The sequence below is a fragment of the Arthrobacter sp. 01T425 genome, assembly GCF_056398725.1.
In genome coordinates this window covers 1-17,940 of the sequence record NZ_JBFTPY010000014.1, presented here as the reverse complement: position 1 = coordinate 17,940, position 17,940 = coordinate 1, and the positions used below count along the sequence as shown (strand labels likewise).

At 68.6% G+C, this 17,940-nt stretch carries 17 protein-coding genes and 1 riboswitch; of the genes, 8 read left to right on the top strand and 9 right to left on the bottom strand.

Annotation, left to right across the window (positions count from 1 at the left end):
• Positions 1-6: 6 nt before the first annotated feature.
• Both AC1DNG_RS15465 and AC1DNG_RS15460 read left to right on the top strand, forming a co-directional pair.
• Complete coding sequence (locus AC1DNG_RS15465; protein WP_476887709.1) at positions 7-1,404, top strand: hypothetical protein; 1,398 nt, start codon at positions 7-9, stop codon at positions 1,402-1,404.
• An 81-nt stretch (positions 1,405-1,485) separates the two neighbouring features.
• Entirely contained in the window at positions 1,486-1,881 is a 396-nt protein-coding gene (locus tag AC1DNG_RS15460; protein ID WP_230008673.1) for a twin-arginine translocase TatA/TatE family subunit, read from the top strand.
• Positions 1,882-1,936: 55 nt separating this feature from the next.
• Here AC1DNG_RS15460 and AC1DNG_RS15455 read toward each other — a convergent pair whose 3' ends face one another.
• The 3 genes from AC1DNG_RS15455 to AC1DNG_RS15445 are packed head-to-tail and all read right to left on the bottom strand — an operon-like array spanning position 1,937 to position 5,182.
• Positions 1,937-3,064 carry an Mrp/NBP35 family ATP-binding protein gene (locus tag AC1DNG_RS15455; RefSeq protein WP_476850355.1) on the bottom strand — a complete coding sequence of 376 codons (1,128 nt, stop codon included), beginning with the start codon at positions 3,062-3,064 and terminating at the stop codon, positions 1,937-1,939.
• Between the two features lie 11 nt (positions 3,065-3,075).
• A complete protein-coding gene (locus AC1DNG_RS15450) occupies positions 3,076-3,918 on the bottom strand; it encodes a DUF1003 domain-containing protein (protein WP_476887708.1) in 843 nt (280 codons plus the stop codon).
• Entirely contained in the window at positions 3,899-5,182 is a 1,284-nt protein-coding gene (locus tag AC1DNG_RS15445; RefSeq protein WP_028275668.1) for a magnesium transporter MgtE N-terminal domain-containing protein, read from the bottom strand. The genes AC1DNG_RS15450 and AC1DNG_RS15445 overlap by 20 nt, the downstream gene beginning before the upstream one ends.
• 77 nt (positions 5,183-5,259) lie before the next feature.
• On the opposite strand from AC1DNG_RS15445, the gene AC1DNG_RS15440 reads away from it, so the two are divergent.
• A complete protein-coding gene (locus AC1DNG_RS15440) occupies positions 5,260-6,150 on the top strand; it encodes a YflT domain-containing protein (RefSeq protein WP_476887707.1) in 891 nt (296 codons plus the stop codon).
• A gap of 103 nt (positions 6,151-6,253) precedes the next feature.
• On the opposite strand, the gene AC1DNG_RS15435 is transcribed toward AC1DNG_RS15440, so the two are convergent.
• Positions 6,254-7,837 carry an aminopeptidase P family protein gene (locus AC1DNG_RS15435; protein WP_476873794.1) on the bottom strand — a complete coding sequence of 528 codons (1,584 nt, stop codon included), beginning with the start codon at positions 7,835-7,837 and terminating at the stop codon, positions 6,254-6,256.
• A gap of 123 nt (positions 7,838-7,960) precedes the next feature.
• On the opposite strand from AC1DNG_RS15435, the gene AC1DNG_RS15430 reads away from it, so the two are divergent.
• Entirely contained in the window at positions 7,961-8,806 is an 846-nt protein-coding gene (locus AC1DNG_RS15430) for a PHP domain-containing protein (protein WP_230008367.1), read from the top strand.
• A gap of 135 nt (positions 8,807-8,941) precedes the next feature.
• Here the strand turns inward: AC1DNG_RS15430 and AC1DNG_RS15425 are convergent, their stop codons facing one another.
• From AC1DNG_RS15425 to AC1DNG_RS15415, 3 genes are all read right to left on the bottom strand, one after another.
• Positions 8,942-9,814 carry a DNA-methyltransferase gene (locus AC1DNG_RS15425; protein WP_223913905.1) on the bottom strand — a complete coding sequence of 291 codons (873 nt, stop codon included), beginning with the start codon at positions 9,812-9,814 and terminating at the stop codon, positions 8,942-8,944.
• 8 nt (positions 9,815-9,822) lie between these two features.
• Positions 9,823-11,574, bottom strand: coding sequence for a DEAD/DEAH box helicase (locus tag AC1DNG_RS15420; RefSeq protein ID WP_476887706.1), 1,752 nt, complete (start codon positions 11,572-11,574; stop codon positions 9,823-9,825).
• A 360-nt stretch (positions 11,575-11,934) separates the two neighbouring features.
• Positions 11,935-13,428: an RNB domain-containing ribonuclease gene (locus AC1DNG_RS15415; RefSeq protein WP_476887705.1), complete on the bottom strand. Its 1,494-nt coding sequence runs from the start codon at positions 13,426-13,428 to the stop codon at positions 11,935-11,937.
• 41 nt (positions 13,429-13,469) lie between these two features.
• Between AC1DNG_RS15415 and AC1DNG_RS15410 the strand changes: the two genes are divergently transcribed.
• The gene (locus AC1DNG_RS15410) at positions 13,470-14,141 is read left to right on the top strand and encodes a ferritin-like fold-containing protein (RefSeq protein ID WP_476887704.1); all 672 of its coding nucleotides are present in this window, start codon (positions 13,470-13,472) and stop codon (positions 14,139-14,141) included.
• A gap of 35 nt (positions 14,142-14,176) precedes the next feature.
• Here the strand turns inward: AC1DNG_RS15410 and thiE are convergent, their stop codons facing one another.
• On the bottom strand, positions 14,177-14,875 hold the full coding sequence (thiE, locus tag AC1DNG_RS15405; RefSeq protein WP_476887703.1) for a thiamine phosphate synthase: 699 nt from the start codon (positions 14,873-14,875) through the stop codon (positions 14,177-14,179).
• A 26-nt stretch (positions 14,876-14,901) separates the two neighbouring features.
• Positions 14,902-15,022: riboswitch (TPP riboswitch) on the top strand.
• Between thiE and thiO the strand changes: the two genes are divergently transcribed.
• From thiO to AC1DNG_RS15390, 3 genes are all read left to right on the top strand, one after another.
• Positions 15,016-16,326, top strand: a complete 1,311-nt coding sequence (thiO, locus tag AC1DNG_RS15400; RefSeq protein ID WP_476887702.1) for a glycine oxidase ThiO — start codon at positions 15,016-15,018, stop codon at positions 16,324-16,326. Its footprint overlaps the riboswitch before it by 7 nt.
• Positions 16,323-16,559: a sulfur carrier protein ThiS gene (gene thiS / locus AC1DNG_RS15395; RefSeq protein WP_476850364.1), complete on the top strand. Its 237-nt coding sequence runs from the start codon at positions 16,323-16,325 to the stop codon at positions 16,557-16,559. The genes thiO and thiS overlap by 4 nt, the downstream gene beginning before the upstream one ends.
• A gap of 5 nt (positions 16,560-16,564) precedes the next feature.
• Positions 16,565-17,389 (top strand): thiazole synthase, encoded by an 825-nt coding sequence (locus tag AC1DNG_RS15390; RefSeq protein WP_476858915.1) that lies wholly within the window; start codon positions 16,565-16,567, stop codon positions 17,387-17,389.
• A 159-nt stretch (positions 17,390-17,548) separates the two neighbouring features.
• Here the strand turns inward: AC1DNG_RS15390 and AC1DNG_RS15385 are convergent.
• A partial coding sequence (locus AC1DNG_RS15385) for an HNH endonuclease (protein WP_476887701.1) occupies positions 17,549-17,940 on the bottom strand: 392 nt, incomplete at its 5' end.

Genomic DNA, 17,940 nt, shown 5'->3' with positions numbered 1-17,940 from the left:
CGGTCAATGGGTCTGCTGAGACGGTTGCTGGGAGCACCAGGCTGCAGGTTCTGGGGCGGGCCCGGGGCTACCCGGAAATGGGCCGCCGGCCGCCACGACCACGTGGAATCGTGTGCCGAATGCCGCGCCCGGCAACAGCGCGAACGCCAGTACCTCGAGAAGCTCCGCGGCGCCGCCGTGCCCGAGGCCAGTGAGGACCTGACTGCACGGCTCCTGGCACGGACCGGTCAGCTGGCCGCGGAACGGGCGGCCGCGGAACGGACAGCCGAAGCGGAGCGGGAACAAACAGCCCCGGAAGCTACGGTGCCTGCAGCTACAGCTCCGGCACCTACGGCTCCTACACCTTCGGCACCTTCAGCTCCGGAACGGGCCATGGCGGAACGCCCCGGCCCGGCGGACACAGCGGACGTATTGGATGCAGCGGAACGGCCGGGCGCGGCGGATGCCGCCGGGGCCGGCCATCGTCCGCGGCCCTCGGACCGGTTCCCGGCAGGACACCCCGTGCCGGGTCGGCCAGGGACGACGGGGCCGGTCGCCGGTCGCGCCGCCGCCGCGGGTCCACACGGCGCCCGTCGCCGCGGCCCGCGCCTGCCGGTGCTTGCTGTCGGCGGAGCCGTCGCCGCTTTAGCCCTCATGACCGGCACCGCGTACGTCATGGGAGGCGACGACGCGGTCCCCGCCGAGGGCGCAGGGACTGCCACCCTCGCCCACCCGGATGCCCCCGGGCTGCCCGGCAGCGGTGAGCCGCTCGGTGCAACGGAGCTGTTCGACGCCAGCGGATCCGGCGTCCCCGGCGCTGAGGGAACCGGGCCCCGTGTTGCGTTCGGCCTCGGCGGCGAGCCCGACTTCACCCCTGCCGGGACGCTGAACACCGGTGAGCTTGCTGCGTTCCGCTCGCAGGGGTGGACATGTCCGGAGCTGCGCGAGCTCGGATTCCACCTCATCTGGGCCCGTGCCGGCGTCATCTCCGGGGACGAGGTCCTGGAACTTCGCCTCACGGATGGCCGGCACTTCGCCACGGTCCTTGAGCAGCACGCTTCGACACGGGCGCCCGCGGCGCCCCCCGCACCCGCACGGGCCGAAGTTTCGCCCATCAACGTGCTGACCGGACACGCCGCCGTGGCTGACGGCTTTATCCCGGCCAAGGCCGGCACGCCGTCGGCCGCCCCCGAACCCGGGTATGGCTTTCTTTGGGTCAACCCCGCCCCGCCCTACCGGGCCATCTACCAGACGTCGGCGGCGACATACACGTACATTTCGGACCTGCCGGCCGAGCAGGCGGCCGACGGCGTTGCCGCGCTGACCCGGGTCAGCAGTCGCACTCCCGTGCCGGCCTCGCACAACGGAATTCCGGAACGGATCGAGCGCGGATTGAGCCGAATCCTGGAGCACCTGGCACCGTGAGGCAGGGACGGGCCGGACATGGCCGGCATACGGACTTCGCGGAATCGTCGCCAGCCCGAGCGAGAGGGTAACCTTCCTAAAGTGCTTGGAATCAATGGACCGGAGTTCTTACTTCTGCTGATCATCGGCCTTCTGGTGATTGGTCCCAGCAGGCTGCCCGAATACACCCAAAAACTTGCCAATATTGTCAAGGAAGTGCGCCGGATGGCGTCCGGTGCGCGGGAACAGATCAAGGAAGAAGTCGGCATCGACATCGATGAGGTCGACTGGAAGAAGTACGATCCGCGCCAGTACGATCCCCGCCGGATCATCAAGGAAGCGCTCCTTGACGATGACACCAAGCCGATGAGCGCCGGGGCACCGGCAACGGTCTCCACGGCCGCTGCCGCGACTGCTGTCGCCGCGCACCGCCCCGAGCGGGTGCTCGAGCGGCTGCCCGAGGGCGAACCGGCACCCTTCGACTCAGAGGCGACCTAGGACTTCCCGCGTCGGGCCTGCCGCAGTGCCTGCGCAGGGATGCGGCCGGGCGCTGTCAGCGGGGCTGCAGACCCAGCGGCATGCCCTTGAGGCCGCGGGGAACCGACGCCAGCCTGCCGGCGATCCCCGCCAAGGCCACGGCCGCAGGCGTCTCCGGACGGCCCAGCACCAGCGGCACTCCGGAATCCCCACCCTCACGCAGCAGGACTTCGAGTGGAATCTGGCCCAACAGCGGCACGTCCTCACCCACGGTGGCCGAGAGGCGCCCGGCGAGCACGGCGCCGCCGCCGCTGCCGAACAGTTCCATCCTGCCGCCGTCGGGCATTTCAAGGTAGGACATGTTTTCCACGACGCCGGCCACGGTCTGGCCCGTCTGGGTGGCGATCGCACCCGCCCGCTCGGCAACATCCGCGGCGGCCGCCTGCGGGGTGGTCACGACGAGGATCTGCGCCTTGGGCAGCAGTTGGGCGACGGAGATCGCGATGTCGCCGGTGCCGGGGGGCAGGTCCAGGAAGAGGGCGTCGAGGTCGCCGAAGTAGACGTCGGTGAGGAACTGCTCCAGCGCCCGGTGCAGCATCGGGCCCCGCCACGCCACGGGCTGGTTCCCGGTGACGAACATGCCGATGGAGATGACCTTGACCCCGTAGGCCACGGGCGGCAGGATCATGTCGTCCACCCGCGTGGGGGCCTGTGTGATGCCCATCAGCGCCGGAACGGAGAAACCGTACACATCCGCGTCCACGATCCCCACACGTAGCCCCTGGGCGGCCAGGGCGCACGCCAGGTTGACAGTGACCGAGGACTTGCCCACGCCGCCCTTCCCGCTGGCGACGGCGTACACCTTGGTCAGCGAGCCCGGCGCGTTGAACGGGATGCCGCGCTGGGCGCCGGCGCCCCGCAACTGCTCCTTGAGGGCGTCGCGCTGGACCTGCGTCATGACTTTGAGGTCCACGTCCACGCCGGTGACGCCCGGGACGGCGGACAGGGCAGCCTCGGTGTCCGCCGTGATGGTTCCGCGCAGCGGGCAGCCCGCGATGGTCAGCAGCACCGCGATCCGCACGCGGCCGCCGTCGCCGATCTCAACGGACTCCACCATGCCGAGCTCGGTGATGGGGCGGCGGAGCTCAGGGTCGATCACGGTGGCAAGTGCGCCGTGCACTGCCTGTTCCAGCGGGGTGCTCATGCGGGCGATGCTCAGCTTTCGGGGATGGTGCGGTGTGCGGGCTGGCGGGCGGGATCGGCCGCGGCCCCGGAGTGGTTCGCCGACGGGTTCGGCAGTTTCCCCGAAGGGTTCCCTGTCGGGTCCTGCGAAGAGTCCTGCGAAGAGCCCTGGGCACGGTCCCTCGCCGGGTCATCGCGCTTGCCGCCGGCTTTTACCCGGGGGATTTGCTGGGTCCGGGGGCTGCGCTGCTTGTCGCGCCGCTCCTTCATCTTTTCCTTGACCTTTTCCCGCGGGGTCTCGTGGGCGCCGGCGGAAGGATCGTGGGTGCGCAGTTCCTCCTGGGCCTCCAGCATGTCCTCCAGCAGGCTGCGGAGCTCGGCGCGGACGTAATCGCGGGTGGCGACCTCGCGCAGCGCGATGCGCAGGGACGCAAGTTCCCGGGTCAGGTATTCAGTGTCGGAGAGATTGCGCTCGGCCCGCTGGCGGTCCTGCTGCAGCGAGACCTTGTCGCGGTCGTCCTGGCGGTTCTGGGCCAGCAGCAGCAGGGGCGCGGCGTAGGAGGCCTGCAGGGACAGCATGAGGGTCAGCAGCGTGAAGCCCAGCGCCCGTGAATCGAACTGCCATTCCTCCGGCGCCCACGTGTTCCAGCCCAGCCAGAACAAGCAGAACACCGTCATGTACATCAGGAACGCGGGGGTGCCCATGAAACGGGCGAAGCCTTCCGTGGCATGGCCGAAGGCGTCCGGGTCGGGACGGAAGTTGGGCAGGATACGCTGCCGGCCGCTTAGTGGCGTGTCGAGGCCGCCGGTGGTCCTGCCGCCAGGGCGGACATTGGAGGTCCGTGGTGCTGTGGGATCAGCCAATGCGGCCTCCAAGCTTTCTTATCGGGGCATCGTCCTCGTGGGCGCGCCAGTCGTCCGGCAACAGATGATCAAGCACGTCGTCAACAGTCACCGCCCCCACAAGCCGTCCGTCATCGTTGACAACTGGAAGCGAGTTGAGGTTGTACGTTGCCAGCGCGCGGGCGACCTCGCTGATGTGGGCCTGGTCGGAGACCGGCTCCAGGCTTTTGTCCACCAGATTGCCCAGCGGCTCCGGCGGCGGAAAGCGCAAGAGCTGCTGGATATGGACGACACCGAGGAATCGTCCCGTCGGCGTCTCCAACGGGGGTCGGGCGACGAAGATCGACGACGCCAGGGCGGGGGAGAGTTCCTCCCGGCGTACGTGCGCGAGTGCCTCGGCGACGGTTGCCTCCGGGGGCAGGATCACCGGCACGGGCGTCATGAGCCCGCCGGCGGTGTCCTCGTCGTATTCGAGCAGGCGGCGGACGTCTTCGGCGCCTTCGGGTTCCATCAACTGCAGGAGTTCTTCAGCCTGGGCGCTGGGGAGTTCGGCCAGGAGGTCGGCGGCGTCGTCCGGATCCATCTCCTCGAGGACGTCGGCGGCGCGGTTGACGTCCAGGGCGGAGAGGATCTCCACCTGGTCACCTTCGCGCATCTCCTGCAGGACGTCCGCGAGCCGTTCGTCCTGGAGTTCGCTCGCAACCTCGAAGCGGCGCTTGTCGCTCATTTCCTGCAGGGCCTCGGCGAAGTCGGCGGGCTTGAGGTCCTCGTGCGTGGCCACGAACTGGGTGGCGGCCTGGGGCTCGGTCTTGGCGCCTTGCCGGGCATCGGCCCAGTCGATGATGAGGGTTTCATTGCGGCGCAGCCGGCTCAGGGGCGAGAGGGAGTGGCCGCGGCGGACGAAGAGCTTGCTGACGAACCAGTCGCCGGAGCGGTGCCGGTCCATGGCGATGTCCTCGATGGTTGCGTCGCCGCTGCCGTCCGCAAGGGTCACCCGGCGGTCGAACATTTCGGCCACCACGAGGGTTTCCGCGCCGCGCTGTTCGAAACGGCGAAGATTGACCAGCCCGGTGCAGATGACCTGGGTCTGGTCTATGGACGTAATCCGGGTCATCGGCACGAAGACGCGCTTCTTGCCGGGGACCTCGACGACGATGCCCACCACGTGCGGGGCGCCCCTGGTTCCGCGGGAGAGCACCACGACGTCGCGCAGCCGACCCAGACGGTCACCCAATGGGTCGAAGACGTCCAGTCCGAGGAGGCGCGCGACAAACACTCGCGAAAGATTCGTGCTCACCCCTACAGGCTACCGAGTCTGCTCTCTTTTAGCTGAATTTCCAGCCGCACACCAGCCCGATGGGTGAGAATGGGCATATGTCAAACATTTTTGGTGCTCCCAGGGCCGGTGCCCCCAACGGCTCGGACGAGGCACGCACCGTCCCGAGAGGCGACGTTGTCGGTTCCTACAACTCCTACCTGGATGCCCAGAAGGCGGTGGACTACCTGGCTGACCAGCAGTTCCCCGTGCAGATGGTGTCGATCGTGGGCAATGACCTGAAGATGGTCGAGCGGGTGACCGGCCGGCTTACCTACCCCCGCGTCGCCCTCTCCGGCGCCCTCAGCGGCATGTGGTTCGGCCTGTTCGTCGGCGTCATGCTGTCGTTCTTCTCCACAACCCCCGGTTATTTCTCGATTGTGACGTCAGTGCTGATGGGTGCAGCGTTCTTCATGCTGTTTGGCATCGTCACCTACGCCATGCAGCGCGGCAAGCGTGACTTCACCTCAACCAGCCAGGTGGTGGCGACCAATTACGACGTCGTGGTCTCCTTCGAGGCCGCCGGCGAAGCGCGGCGCCTGCTCCACCAGCTGCCCATGACGGCGCATGACGCGTCCGGTGCCGCGGCCGGCGGTTTCGCGCAGCACGACTACCGCCATCAGGCACCGCAGCAGCCGGGCCCGCAGCAGCCGGGACAGCAGAGTCATGCGCCGCAGCGCCCCGCGGGCTGGAACGACCCGTACGGCCAGAGAACGCCGGAGACCGGCGCAGACCCCGCCGGACAGTACCAGGGCGGTGCACCCCAGCAGGAGGGCCCCGCAGGCCCCGCACCGACGGCACCGGCCCCAGCTGAGGAGGCGGCGGCCCGCCCGGCCGGCCGGGTTTCTGGGGTGAGCTATCCGGATCTCCCGGACGGCCGCCCGCAGTACGGGGTCAGGGTCACGGACAGCGAGAAGCCCGCGGCAGGCCAGGACGGCCAGCAGCACTGATTCAGGCAGGAAACAGCAGCAAATAGCAGCAAATAGCAGCAAAAAGGGAGCGTCCCGGTGCGGGGACGCTCCCTTTCTTGCTGCTATATACTGCCTGGCTGACCTACGGCGTCTGGCCGTCCACTTCCAGGTAGATGCCCGCCATCCAGGACTCGACGTCGTCGGCCTTGCGCGGCAGTGCGGCGCTGAGGTTGACCGGCCCGTCGGCCGTCATGAGAATGTCGTCCTCGATCCGGACGCCGATGCCGCGGTATTCCTCGGGGATGCCGATGTCCTCGTTCTTGAAGTACAGGCCGGGTTCGATCGTGAACACCATGCCGGGCGTGAGCACGCCGTCGAGGTAGAGTTCCCGCTTCGCCTGGGCGCAGTCGTGGACGTCGAGGCCGAGGTGGTGGCTGGTGCCGTGCGGCATCCACCGGCGGTGCTGCTGGCCCTCGGTGCTCACGGCTTCCTCGACGGAGACGGGCAGGAGACCCCATTCGGCGAGCCGCTCGGCCAGCACCGTGGTGGCTGCGGTGTGGATGTCCCGGAACTTCGTGCCCGGCTGGGCAGCGGCAAAGCCGGCGTCGGCGGCGTCGAGCACTGCCTCGTAGACCTTGCGCTGGACCTCGGAGAACTTGCCGTTGGCCGGCAGGGTGCGGGTGATGTCCGCGGTGTAGAGGGAGTCGGCCTCGACTCCGGCGTCCAGGAGCAGCAGTTCGCCGGCGTTGATCTTGCCGGTGTTCCGGGTCCAGTGCAGCACGGTGGCGTTGTTGCCGGAGGCGGCGATGGTGTCGTAGCCAAGCTCGTTGCCTTCTTCGCGGGCCCGGGCGAAGAACGCCCCTTCCACGACGCGCTCGCCGCGGTGGTGGGTCAGCGCCCGCGGGATCGCCTTGACCACCTCGGTGAAGCCGGCAACGGTGGCGGCGACGGCGATCTTCATCTGTTCGATTTCCCACTCGTCCTTGAGCAGGCGCAGTTCCGAGAGGGCCTCTGTGAGTTTCTCGTCCAGGGCGTCGAGCACACTCAGGTCGAGGTTGTCGGGGTCCTTGGCCGTGTTGTAGCGGGCAGTGTCGACGAGGGCATCAATGTTCTCGTCAACCTTGCGGACCAGCCTGATGGATATTCCGCCGATCTCCGGCGCACCGACATTCTTGGTGATGGCGAGTTCAAGTTCGGCGATGTCGGCCGTGTCCAGTCCCAGCTTGGCCTTGAACTCGGCCAGGGTCGGGCGTGCGCCGATCCAGAACTCCCCGGAGCGGGAATCGGCGTAGAACTGCTCGGTGTCGCGGCCTGCCAACGGGCGGAAGTACAGCGTGGCGTGGTGGTTTCCGCCGTCGTCGCCGGTGCCCTCCGCTACCGGTTCCAGGATCAGGACCGCATCAGGTTCGTGGTCCAGGCCGAGGCCGGTGAGGTGCGCGAAGGCGGAGTGCGGCCGGAAGCGGTAGTCGCAGTCGTTCGAGCGGACCTTCAGCGGGCCGGCGGGGATGACCAGGCGTTCACCTTTGAACTGGCCTGAGATGGAGCGGCGCCGGCCTGCGGCGTGGCCCGCGACGGCATCCCGCTCGGGGAGCTGTTGCGAGGCCGGCGCCCAGTTGCTGGCCATGAAGGCCTTGAAGGCGTCGGAGCTGGGCCGCTGCGAGCGGTTGTTGACGCGCTCTTCGAGGGGCTGGGAAGCGGAGACTAGGGTGTTATCTGCATCGTTCACCGTCCCATAGTCTCACCAGCGCCGCGGCTTAGGCCAACGGCGCGCTCGCGGTGCAGGGCCGCTGCAGGGCCCCGGCACGAAGGGGCCGAGGCTTTGGATCCTGCCATCTACTAGGCTGGTGAGGTGAGGATCGACCTGCATGCGCACTCCAACGTTTCCGACGGCACCCAGGCGCCGGCCGGCGTCATGGAGTCCGCCGCCGCCGCGGGCCTCGACGTCGTCGCCCTGACCGATCACGATTCCACTGCCGGGTGGGCGGAGGCCGCCGTCGCAGCCCGGAAAGCCGGGGTCGCGCTGGTCCCGGGGATGGAGATCTCCTGCCGCACCGCGGAAGGCATCAGCGTTCACCTGCTCAGCTACCTCCACGACCCCGCGCATCCCGGGCTGCTTGAGGAAATCACCAAGTCCAAGGACGCCCGGCACACGAGGGCGCAGAAGATGGTCACCCTTTTGTCGGAGGACTACCCGCTGACATGGGACGACGTGATTCATCACGTCGCGCCGGGTGCCACCCTGGGCCGCCCCCACATCGCCGACGCGCTCGTCGCGGCCGGTGTGGTGGAAGACCGGGCCGAGGCTTTTGGTTCCATCCTCACAGCACGCTCGCGCTACTGGGTCCAGCACTATGCGCCGGAGCCGGCGCTCGCCGTCGAACTGGTCCGTGCAGCCGGGGGCGTCCCGGTGTTCGCCCACCCAGTGGCATCCGCCCGCGGCCGGATCGTGGGGGAGGGGACCTACCGGGAGATGATCGATGCCGGCCTGGCCGGCCTGGAAATCTACCACCGGGACAACCCCGAGGAGGGCCGGACGTTCCTGCGCCGCATCGCCGAACGCTATGGCCTGCTGATCACAGGGTCCTCCGATTACCACGGCGCGGGAAAGCCGAACCTGCTGGGCGAGAATCTGACCTCCGCAGAAGTCTTTGCCCGGATCGAGGAACTGGGCACGGGCTCGTCCGTGGTGCGCTGAGACCCAGTCCGCTGAGACCCTGGACCCGTGTTGAGCTATCACTTAGCGTCCCTATGAGGCCCCCCAGGACCCGAATAGCCGCCACAAGTGTTAGCGCAACGGGCGGGAACGGCGGGGCGTGGTGAGGGCGGCGGGTCAGAGGGTCGGGAAAGACGTGAACTGCGCCTGCGCGGCCAGGCGTTTGGCCATCACGTCGATGGCCGGCTGGTTCTGGTCCACGCACACGAACCTGCGGTCGAGTTTCGCGGCCACGGACCCGAGCGTGCCGGAACCTGCGAAGAAGTCCAGGCACCAGTCGCCCGGCCGGCTCGAGGCCGCAACCACGCGGCGGATCAGCCCCTCCGGCTTCTGCGTCGGGTAGCCGGTTTTCTCCTTGCCGGTCGGCGAAACGATCGTGTGCCACCACACGTCCGTGGGCAGCTTGCCGAGCTCGCGCTTGGCGGGGGTCACCAGTCCGGGCGCCATGTAGGGCTCACGGTCCACCTCGGCGCTGTCGAAGTGGTACTTCGCCGGGTTCTTGACGTAGACGAGGATGTTGTCGTGCTTGGTGGGCCAGCGGTACTTGGCCCGTGCACCGTAGTCGTACGCCCAGATGATCTCGTTCAGGAAGCATTCGCGGCCGAAGATCGCGTCCAGCATGACCTTTGCGTAGTGCACCTCGCGGTAGTCCAGGTGCAGGTACAGGGTGCCGTCGTCGGCCAGGAGCCGCCAGGCCTCCACGAGCCGGGGCTCGAGGAAGGACCAGTAGTCGCTGAACGCGTCGTCGTACTTGTGCAGGGCGCCCTTGATGGTGTCGTAGGACCGGCCCTTGAACCCGACGCGGTCACCCTCGCCGCCGGCGTTGAGCACCATCCTGGTTTCCTGGCGCCGCTGGACCCGGCCGGTGTTGAAGGGCGGGTCCACGTAAATCAGTGTGAAGGCGCCGTCCGGCAGCGTGGGGAGGTATTCCGCGTTGTCCGCGTGAACCACCAGGTTGCTGCCGTCCGGCGCCCAGACGGTGTCAGTCATGGAGGGGATTAGGCCTCGGCGCCGCTCGGCTGTGCGTCGCCGCCGGCCACTACCTCGCCGTTGCGGCGGCGGGTGCGGGTCCGGCGCCGGGCACGGGTCGCCCGGTCCACCTCGGTGGGGGCCTTCGCCGGCGCGGCGGCAGCAGCTTCCGGTCCCTGTCCGTTCGCAGTGGACGCCGTGGCGGCATCGGCCTCGGCGGGACGGCGACGGCGGTCGCCGGAGCGTCCGCCGGCTTCGGTGCCGCTGCGGCGCGAGTCACGTCCGCCGGTCCGGCTGCCCTCGCGGGCACCGTCACGGCTGCTCGTGCGGCTGCCTTCACGGGCGCCGTCACGGCTGCTCGTGCGGCTGCCGTCCTTTGCGCTGGTGCGCGAGTTCTTCTTGCCGGTCTCGCCGAGGTCTTCGAGGACCTCCGCGTCGACCCCGGCCAGCACACGCTTGTCGCGCGGCAGCCGGCCCTTGGTGCCTGCGGGGATGTCGAGTTCCTCGAACAGGTGGGGCGAGGACGAGTAGGTTTCCACGGGCTCGGGGTAGCTCAGGCCGAGGGCCTTGTTGATGAGCCCCCAGCGCGGCATGTCGTCCCAGTCGACAAACGTCACGGCGGTGCCCTTGTTGCCGGCACGGCCGGTGCGGCCCACGCGGTGCAGGTAGATCTTCTCGTCTTCGACGCACTGGTAGTTGATCACGTGGGTGACGTCGTCGACGTCGATGCCGCGGGCGGCGACGTCGGTGGCAACGAGGACGTCCACCTTGTTGTTGCGGAAGGCGCGCAGCGCCTGTTCGCGGGCGCCCTGCCCGAGGTCACCGTGGATGGCGGCCGCAGCAAAACCGCGGTCCACCAGTTCCTCGGCCACCTTCGCGGCGGTGCGCTTGGTCTTGGTGAAGATGATGGTCCGGCCGCGTCCGCGGGCCTGCAGGATGCGGGCCACCACTTCCACCTTGTCCATGCTGTGGGCACGGTAGATCAGCTGGCGGATATCGCGCTTGGTCAGGCCCTCGTCGTCCGGGTCCGCGGCGCGGATGTGTGTCGGCTGGGTCATGTAGCGGCGGGCCATGGCGATGACCGGGCCGGGCATGGTGGCGGAGAACAGGAGCGTCTGGCGGACCGCGGGCGTGCCGGCGATCAGGGTCTCGACGTCCGGCAGGAACCCGAGGTCCAGCATCTCGTCGGCTTCGTCGAGGATAACGATCTTGACGTTCTTCAGGCTCAGGTGCTTCTGCTTGAAGAGGTCGATCAGGCGGCCGGGGGTACCGACGACAACCTCGACGCCGTTCTGCAGCGCCTCGACCTGCGGCTCGTAAGCGCGGCCACCGTAGATGGTGGCGATGCGGGCGTTGCGCTTCTTGGCGGCGTTTTCGAGGTCTTTGGCTACCTGGACGGCCAGCTCGCGGGTGGGCACGATCACCAGGGCCTGCGGGGCGCCGGGAACGGCCAGTTTGTCGAAGCCGGCGTCGTCGCGGCCGACGACGCGCTGCAGCGCCGGGATGCCGAAGCCGAGGGTCTTGCCAGTACCGGTCTTGGCCTGGCCGATGATGTCATGCCCTGCCAGTGCGACCGGCAGGGTCATGGCCTGGATCGGGAAGGGGTGGGTGATGCCGGCGTCGGCCAGGGACTCCACGATGTCGGCACGGACATTGAAGTCGGCAAAGGTCTTCTCGGCAATCTCGTGCGGCTTTTCGTCCGAGATGATGGTCTCTTCGGGCTCGATGGTCTCCGTGCCGGACTCATCGGTCAGAAGCTGGTGCGTGTGCAATTCACTCACAGGGGAGTTTCCTTATTCATTTTGGGCTGCGCTGCTTGCTCAACGGGGCCGGCCGTGGTGGCCGTTCCGGAGCACGCTCAGGCGCGCAAGCAATTCCAGTGGAAGCCGATCGCGGGCTATCTAAATGCTGGCACTGGGGACCAGCGGGTGTATCTCAAGATCGCGTAGGGGCGGGCTTGTTGAATTCGAAAATCATGGAAATCAACGACCGGGCATCCATTTCTACCTCTTCAGTCTAGCTGTACAAGGCGTGGATCCTCGACTGGGCGGGTGATTACGCCTCGGGAGGTGACCGGGAGGGCGGCCGGCAGCGCTGGCTGGCGACGGCGTGGGGACGGCTAGCGGACCGCCGGCGGGCCGTCAGCCCACGAGCTCCAACTGGATTTCCCGCGTGGCGATGTCCGAGGACAACACCCGGACCCGGACTTTGGTGCCCGGTTCCAGCTCGCCGGGGCATCGTGCGGTCACGGCGGGCTCGGCGATCTGGACGATCCCGGACGGGCCGTTTCCGTTGCCGTTGGTCTTCCCGCCGTTGCCGTTGCTGGTGCCGTTGGTGCCCTTGGCCGGCTTGGGACCGGAGATGACGACAGCGTCGAATTCCTGGCCGACGTGGTTGACGAGCAGGGCCGCCTCAACGGTGTCCAGCGACAGCCGCTCCAGTTTCGCGGCCAGCTGGTCCGAGGTGCCCATGATGGCGGGGAGGGACGACAGCGCCTCCCGGGCCCAGGCAGGAACTTCGGTGCCGTTGCTCAGGGCCTCGCAGATTACCAGCACGAAGCGGTCGACCAGCCGCCGCAGCGGTGCCGTGGAATGGGCGTAGGCCGCGCCGATGGCGGACTGGACGGCGGCGTTGGGCACTGTGCCGTCGAAGGGTGTGTATCCGGCACCGCGGAAGAGCATCCCGGCCGAATGCACAATGGCCAGCTGCCGGGGGTCCGTCGGGTCAAGGGTCCGCAGGTACTCGCCGTAGCGCATTTCCCCGTCCCAGGGCTTGCCGAGGGCGTGGGTCTGCCGGTGGAAGTGGCGCAGTGATGCCTCGTCCGGGGCGGGCATGGTGCGCAGGATGCCGACTTTGCCCTGGAGCATGAGCGCCGCGGCGGCCATCCCGGTCATGAGTGAAATCTGGGCGTTCCAGTCCTCCACCGGCAGCGGCGGGGCCGCTACGATCCGGTAGCCGCCGTCGGGCAGTTGCTGGATCTCCTGTTCCGGCATGTTCAGGCTCGCGCCGCCGCGCAGTCGTTCCAGTTCCACCCGTTTGAGGCCTACTTCTTTCAGCAGCTGCAGCACGGGCGCCGCGGTGCCGGCGTCGAGCTCGGCCTGGACGCCTTTGTAGTTGAGCTTCGCGCGGCTGCGGACCTGTGCCCGGCGCACGAGGACCGAGGCGACCTCTGCCGCGGCGTCGAGCTCGAACTCCCAGACGAACGCCGCGCACAGCTGCCCGGCGAGCAGGCTGCCGGCGGCCTCGCTGATAATCTCCGGATGCAGCGGAATCCTGCCGTCCGGGGTGTAGAAGGTCTGGCCGCGGCGCCGGGTCTCGGCGTCCAGCGCCCCGCCCGGGGCGACAAAGGAGGGGACGTCGGCGATGGCGTAGAAGACCTTGTAGCCGCCGTTGCTCCGTTCGATAAACAGGGCCTGGTCCAGGTCGGTGGACGATGCCGGATCGATAGTCACGAACTCGACGTGCGTGAGGTCAAGGTCCGGGAGCTTGTGCTCGGCCACCGCCGCCTCCGCGTCGCGCAGCACACCCTCGGGGAACGGGCCGGGCAGTTCCAGCGTGGTGCGCAACGCCTTGAGTGCCCCGGCAAGCTGGTTCTGCTGCTCGTGGACACTGGGGGTCAGGCGATGATGTGACACGAAAATCAGGGTAGCCCGATTTCCGCTATTAGTCTTGGAAGATGAGCGCAACTGCGGACGATCCTGCCCTCTACAACAGCTTCCTTGCCGACCTGCTGGGAGTCTTGGCGTACGGCGAGCTTTCCGCCTTCGAGCGGCTGTCCTCGAGTGCCCGGTATTCGCCCACGCTGCATGACCGTGCGTTGCTGGGCAGGATGGCGGTGGTCGAGTTCCAGCATTACGAACTCGTCCGAATCCGGCTCGAACACATGGGCCTGGATACGGAGGCCGCCATGCTGCCGTTCCAGCCCTCGGTGGACCACTTCCACGAACGCACGCGCCCGTCGGACTGGTACGAGGCCCTCATGAAGGCCTACGTGATCGACACGGTCGCCGCGGACTTTTACGGCGTCGTGGGCCGGTACGTCGACGCCGCGACCCGTGAGTTGATCGGGCAGGTCCGCTCCACCGGTGAGTCCACGGCCGTGCTGCAGGCGCGCATCAAGGCGGCCCTGGCCGATGACCCCCGGCTGGCGTCGCGCCTGGCGTTGTGGGCCAGGCGTCTGCTGGGGGAAGTACTGAACCACGCCCAGCGTGTCAGCGCTGAGCACGCGTTCCTCGGCGGACTGTCGGGGCTGGACGACGCCGGCGCCCGGGCGCTGGTCAACGGCCTGGCGGCCGAACTCGCAGCGAACCACGCGCGCCGGATGACGGAGCTGGGTCTCGCCGGATAGTTTCAGTGCCGGCCGGCATTACGGGTGGGACCTGCTTAGGATGCGGCGGCGTCCAGCGCCGCCAGCAAGGCTCCGGCGGCGTGGGCCGGATCAGTGGCGTCGGTGATCGCCCGGACCACGACGATCCGCCGGGCACCGGCATCGACTACCTGCTCCACGTTACTGAGGTCGATCCCGCCGATCGCGAACCACGGCAGCACGCTTTCGTTGACCCTGCCGGTTCCCTCCGCGTCCGCCCCGCCGATCGCCTGGGCGGCGTAGCGCACCAGATCGAGGCCGACGGCGGCGCGCCCGGGCTTGGTGGGCGTCGCCCACACGGGGCCCACACAGAAATAATCGAGCCCTTTGCGGCCTGGCGCGGCAGCGATGGCGGCGTCCACCTGCTTCGGGCTGTGGGTGGACAGACCGATCACGGCATCCTTGCCGAGAAAGCCGCGGGCGGCGTCGAGCGAAATGTCCTTCTGGCCGACATGGAACACCGGAGCCCCGGACAGGGAGGCGATGTCCGCCCGGTCATTGACGGCCCACAGCCGCCCGTGGCGCTGCGCTGCGGTGTGCAGGACCTCCAGCAGTTCCAGCTCCTCGGAGGCCTCGAGCGACTTGTCGCGCAACTGGATGATGTCCACGCCGCCGGCGAAGGCGGCATCCACGAAGTCCTCGAAGTCGCCGCGGTCCCTGCGGGCGTCGGTGCAGAGATAGAGGCGGGCGGTGGTGTGGAGAGGGTCCTGGCTCATGGGACCAGCCTAGTTCCTCTAAACTGGGCGCATACCGCGGGAGCCCGCAGCAGCCATGTCGCCGCTGCCCGGCTGAGAGGGCGTCAGAGCCGACCGCTTGACCTGATCCGGCTAGTACCGGCGTAGGGAAGGAATTTTTCATGGGCACACGAGCAGGCCGTGCGGCCGGAGCCGCAAATGACGCCGACGCCCAGGTTTGTGACACGGGGCCCGGTACCGCAGAGGGAATCATCGCGGGGGATACGACTGCCGACGTGGCCGTGATCGGCGGCGGGGTGATCGGCCATGGCATCGCGTTCGAGGCCATCCGCTCGGGCCGATCCGTGGTCCTGATCGATGATGCTCCCGGCAGCGGAGCCAGCTGGGCCGCGGCCGGCATGCTGGCCCCCGTGAGTGAACTGCACTACCAGGAGGAACAGCTCCTGGAACTGATGCTTGAGGCCTCCCGGTTGTGGCCAGGATTCGCTGCGGCTCTCGACGCCGTTGCCGCCGGCGCGGATTCCCCGGCGGGTACCGGCTACTTAACGACGCCGACCCTGGCGGTGGGGGCCGACGCGGCGGACCGGCGCGCGCTCGCGGACTTGAGGGAAGTCCAGAAGGCATGCGGCCTGGCCGTGGAGCCACTGACAGTGCGCGAGGCGCGCACCCGGGAGCCCCTGCTGAGTCCCGGCATCTCGTGTGCCTTCGACATCCCGGCCGACCACCAGGTGGACCCCCGCCTGCTGATCACCCGGCTCGCCGGCGTGCTCGGTGCGGAAGGCGGCAGCTTCGTCCGGCGGCGCGCGGCAGGCCTGCTGTGGCAGGACGGACAGGTGGCAGGTGTGCGGTTGGCTGGCGGCGGTACCGTACGGGCTGCCGAGACCGTGGTCGCCAACGGGCTCGGCGCCGCCGCGCTCGAGGAGCTTCCGGCCGGGCTGGCGCTGCCGCTGCGGCCCGTCTACGGCGACATCCTCCGGCTCCGCGTGCCTCCGCATCTGCAGCCGCTGCTCACGGCCACCGTGCGGGGCATGGTGCGCGGCATCCCGGTGTACATCGTCCCCCGCCAGGACGGCACCGTGGTGATCGGGGCCACCCAGCGGGAGGATGGACCGTCGGATCCGCACGCGGTTTCCGCCGGCGGCATTTACCAGCTGCTGCGGGATGCCCAGCAGCTGGTGCCTGCGGTCGCCGAGCTGGAGCTTTTGGAAGCCACGGCGCGGGCGCGGCCCGGAACCCCGGACAATGCCCCGCTGCTGGGGCGGATCGCACAAGCGGACGGCGGCGACGTCCCGGGACTCATCATCGCCACAGGATTCTTCCGGCACGGCGTCCTGCTGACCCCCGCCGCTGCCGCCGTGTGCCGGCAACTCATGGATTTCACGCCGGACCCGCGCTGGGCCGGGTTCCGCCCCGACCGTTTTTCCCGCATCCCGGTTACGTCCGGGGACAGCCCTAAGAAGGAAGCAGCATGAACATCCGACTTAACGGAACGGATCAGAGCGTCGCCGACGGCGCCTCCGTCTCCGCACTCGTCAGCCAGCTCACTGGCCGGAGCATCGGCCCCGACGGCCGCGCCGCCGACGGGCGGAAGCTCGGTGTCGCCGTCGCCCGCAACGCCGAAGTGGTGCCGCGCAGCCAGTGGCACGCCACGGCGCTCGCCGACGGCGACGACGTCGAACTTGTCACGGCAGTCCAAGGAGGATGACCAGCATGAACGAGACGACGTTCGCAGGAACACAGGCCGTCCCCATGACCGGTGCGGTGGCCGATCCGTTCGTGGTCGACGGCGTAAGGCTCGGCTCCCGCCTCATCATGGGAACCGGCGGTGCGCCGAGCCTGGACGGGCTCGGGGCGGCGCTGGTGGCGTCCGGGACGGAGCTGACCACGGTGGCGATACGCCGCTATTCGCCGGCGGAGACGGGCTCGCTGTTCCAGCTGCTCGAGGACCATCGGATCCGGGTACTGCCCAACACGGCAGGCTGCTTCACCGCCAAGGACGCCGTCCTCACCGCCGAGCTGGCGCGGGAGGCCCTGGAAACGGACTGGGTCAAGCTCGAAGTCATTGCCGACGAGCACACACTGCTGCCGGACGCCGTCGAACTCGTGGACGCAACCGAACAGCTCGTGGCCCGAGGCTTCAAGGTCTTCGCCTACACGAACGACGACCCCGTGCTTGCCCTCCGGCTCGAAAACCTCGGCGCGACGGCCGTGATGCCGTTGGGCGCCCCGATCGGCACCGGACTGGGCATCCTGAACCCGCACAACATCGAGCTGATCGTCTCGCGCGCGTCCGTGCCCGTGGTGCTGGATGCCGGGATCGGCACGGCCTCGGACGCTGCCCTGGCGATGGAACTCGGCTGCGACGCCGTGCTGTTGGCTACGGCGGTGACCCGTGCGCAGAATCCGGTGCTCATGGGCGAGGCCTTCAAACATGCCGTCATCGCCGGCAGGCTGGCGAAAGCGGCCGGCAGGATCCCGCGGCGGGAACACGCACTGGCGTCCTCGGCAATGGAAGGCCGGGCCGAGTTCCTCTAACGCCGTTCCTCTGAAGCCCCCCGGGATCGGGCCGGCTGGCCCGGTTCCCCGGGCCAGCATCCCCAAGAGCTCCAACGAGTCCTCACCCCATGGCTCGCACAAGGCCGTCATTGCCGAAAGCGGGCACCTAAATATCGAGCAACTAAATATAGCGAGCACCTAAATAACTGGGCGCCACTGGTGGGGGCGGAAGTATCTGTTCCGGCGGGGTGTCTGGGCGGGGTCGAGGTGGGGTGGTGGGGTGAACCAGGGGATGCCGGTGCGCATCTGGATGCTCCAGTGTTCCTTGTGGATCAGATGGTGGTGATGGGAGCAGAGCAGGGTGCCGTTGCCGGTTCCGGTGGTTCCGCCGCGGGACCAGTAGGTGATGTGGTGGGCCTCGCACCAGGGGGCCGGGATGGTGCATTGCGGGAAGGCGCAGCCCCGGTCCCGGGCCGTGATGGCCTTGCGGATGTGGGGCGGGAAGATGCGGGAGGCGCGGCCGATGTCCAGGACCTGGCCCTCGCCGCCGAGGACGACCGGGATGATGTCCGCGTCGCAGGCGAGCTTGC

Coding starts and splice junctions, on each gene's coding strand:
- AC1DNG_RS15465 (WP_476887709.1), top strand. CDS start 7: ATGGGTCTGCTGAGACGGTTGCTGGGAGCACCAGGCTGCAGGTTCTGG.
- AC1DNG_RS15455 (WP_476850355.1), bottom strand. CDS start 3,064: ATGAGCACCCCGCTGGAACAGGCAGTGCACGGCGCACTTGCCACCGTG.
- AC1DNG_RS15440 (WP_476887707.1), top strand. CDS start 5,260: ATGTCAAACATTTTTGGTGCTCCCAGGGCCGGTGCCCCCAACGGCTCG.
- AC1DNG_RS15425 (WP_223913905.1), bottom strand. CDS start 9,814: ATGACTGACACCGTCTGGGCGCCGGACGGCAGCAACCTGGTGGTTCAC.
- AC1DNG_RS15410 (WP_476887704.1), top strand. CDS start 13,470: ATGAGCGCAACTGCGGACGATCCTGCCCTCTACAACAGCTTCCTTGCC.
- thiE (WP_476887703.1), bottom strand. CDS start 14,875: ATGAGCCAGGACCCTCTCCACACCACCGCCCGCCTCTATCTCTGCACC.
- thiO (WP_476887702.1), top strand. CDS start 15,016: ATGGGCACACGAGCAGGCCGTGCGGCCGGAGCCGCAAATGACGCCGAC.
- thiS (WP_476850364.1), top strand. CDS start 16,323: ATGAACATCCGACTTAACGGAACGGATCAGAGCGTCGCCGACGGCGCC.
- AC1DNG_RS15390 (WP_476858915.1), top strand. CDS start 16,565: ATGAACGAGACGACGTTCGCAGGAACACAGGCCGTCCCCATGACCGGT.